Annotated in this window: 2 protein-coding genes; one reads left to right on the top strand and one right to left on the bottom strand. The window is 68.3% G+C overall.

What is annotated here, in order from left to right:
• Positions 1 to 119: 119 nt before the first annotated feature.
• Complete coding sequence (locus RIF23_RS20625; RefSeq protein WP_310914300.1) at positions 120 to 1505, bottom strand: cytochrome P450; 1386 nt, start codon at positions 1503 to 1505, stop codon at positions 120 to 122.
• Between the two features lie 51 nt (positions 1506 to 1556).
• Here RIF23_RS20625 and RIF23_RS20620 point away from each other — a divergent pair, with 51 nt between their 5' ends.
• Positions 1557 to 2153, top strand: coding sequence for a TetR/AcrR family transcriptional regulator (locus RIF23_RS20620; RefSeq protein WP_310914299.1), 597 nt, complete (start codon positions 1557 to 1559; stop codon positions 2151 to 2153).
• Positions 2154 to 2180 lie beyond the last annotated feature (27 nt).

The following is a 2180-nucleotide window of genomic DNA, read 5'->3' as shown; positions in this document are numbered from 1 at the left end:
CCCCACGGGCTCTTCCCGAGCCCCATGGTCTGTGGGGGAGGCCCCGGGGCACACCATAGCCTCCTCAGTTCCCCCAGCCATGATCCCCCCAACCACGAGGGGACGGGCGTCGGGTGTCGTCACTCCGGTGCCGATACGGGAGCGGCGACAGCGCGGGCGTCGCGTTGGGGAACCAGGGTCACGTGCTGCATCCGGAGTCGTTCCCCGGGTGCGCCCGCCGGCGCGTGTAGCAGCACGCGGCGCAGCACCTCCGGCAGGATCGCCCGCAGCTCCAGTAGGGCGAACTGGGCTCCGAGGCACTGGCGACGTCCCCCGCCGAAGGGAATCCAGGACTGGGGGTCGATCTCTCCGGTCTGGAAACGTTCGGGGCGGAACTCCTCCGGTTCGGGGAAGTGTTCCGGGGCGTGGTGGGTCGCCAGTGCGGAGGGCGCCACCCACCATCCCTTGGGGATGTGGTAGCCCCCCAGGTTCATGGGTTGGGTCAGGACGCGGGGCATGTCCGGCACCACCGGGCGGCTGCGCAGTGCCTCCTTCGCCACGGCCTCAAGGTAGTCCGTGTCCCCGGTCGCGGCCGCTCGCCGCGCGCGGTCGTGGACCTCCGGAGTGCGCATCAGCCGCTCGAAGCACCACGCCAGGGTGGTCGCCGTGGTTTCGTGCCCGGCGAGCAGCAGGGTCACCAGGGCGTCGCGTAGTTCGAGATCGCTCAGCTCGTTGCCTTCAGGGTCACGGGCACGCAGGAGCGCAGACAGGATGTCGTCGCGATCGGCGAGATCCGTGGCGCGGCGGTGCTCCGTGATCTGGGTGTAGATCAGCGTGTCCGTGGCGCGTCGTAGGCGCGCGAACTTCGCGTTGGGAGTGCCGGGAACGTGGCGCAGCCACGGGTCGAGGCGACGCCAGGTGGCGATCGGAAGGAACATCATCTGGGTGTTGAGGGCGTCCATGCTGCGCAGCAGCGGCGGAACCAGAGTGGTGAGACGCCGCAGCCGGTCGGTGTCGGAGACACCGAACACCACTCGCAGAATGATCTCCAGGGTGATGTCCTGGAATCGGGGACGCAGCGCGAAAGGGGTCCCGGTGGGCCAGGTGTCCACGTGGCGTGCGGCCACCTCGGCCATCTCGGTGGCGTAGCGCTCCACGCGGCGACCGTGGAAGGCGGAACCAAGCATCTTACGTTGCCGCATCCACTCATCCCCGTCCAGGGTGAGCAGCGAGTTCCGCCCGACGATCGGCTCGAGAAACACTGTGCGCACCCGCCCGGCGAGTCCGATGTCTCGATCCGTGGCGAAGACCTCATGGGCCAGTGTGGGGTCGGAGACGATCGCCATGCGAAATCCACCGGGCATGCTGACCGTGTGGACCGGCCCGTACCGCTCGGCGTCGGCCCGGTGGCTGCCCAGGGGGTCACGCAGGAACCGTACCGCCTGGGTCAGTGGTGTGGAGCTCGGTCCTGGAGGAAGTGGGGTGTCTTCTGCTGCTGCGGGGGTTGGGTTGGGGGAGTCGGACACGGTCGCACCGCCTCACCAATGGCTGTAACAGTTGTTAGTGACGGATGTTAGTTGCCGTCTAGACTCGTGTCCATGGACCAGCGGGACAGGCTCATCGAAGCGGCGATCCGGTGCCTCCAGCGCCGGGGATACGCGCACACCACCACTCGGGAGATCGTCGCCGAGGCCGGTGCGCATCTGCCGGCGGTGAACTATTACTTCGGGTCCAAGGACGAACTACTGCGGCTGGCGGTGACCCGGGCGCTGCGGGACTGGACCAAGGCGGTGCTCGCCGCGCTGGAGGGCACGCCCGCCGAAGACCCACGGGAGGAGCTGCGCCGGGCGATGTCGGCGTTCCTGGAATCGCTGCCGAAGAGCCGGGACTCGGTGGTTGCGGCGGCCGAAGTATTCGCCCAGGCGCCGCGCAGCACCGAGCTTGCCGCATTGCTGGACCAGGAGTACCAGGCGGCGCGTGAGCTCATCGTGCAGCACATCACAGCGACCGTCAGCGAGCGACCTCCGGCCCCGGATGTGCAGGCGCTGGCGATGGTGTTGCAGGCGTTGTTCGATGGGCTGGCCATGCAGTGGCTGGTCGAACCGCAGCGGTTGCCCGACGCCGAACAATTGGTGCGCGCGCTCGATCTCATGTGCTCGGTGCGCGACGACTAGGTTCGGTGTGGCCCATCGCCTTTTCCT

Source organism: Lipingzhangella rawalii, assembly GCF_031628175.1.
GTDB lineage: Bacteria > Actinomycetota > Actinomycetes > Streptosporangiales > Streptosporangiaceae > Lipingzhangella_A > Lipingzhangella_A rawalii.
Note: the sequence above shows the minus strand (reverse complement) of the source record. Positions and strands in the feature narration are given on the sequence as shown.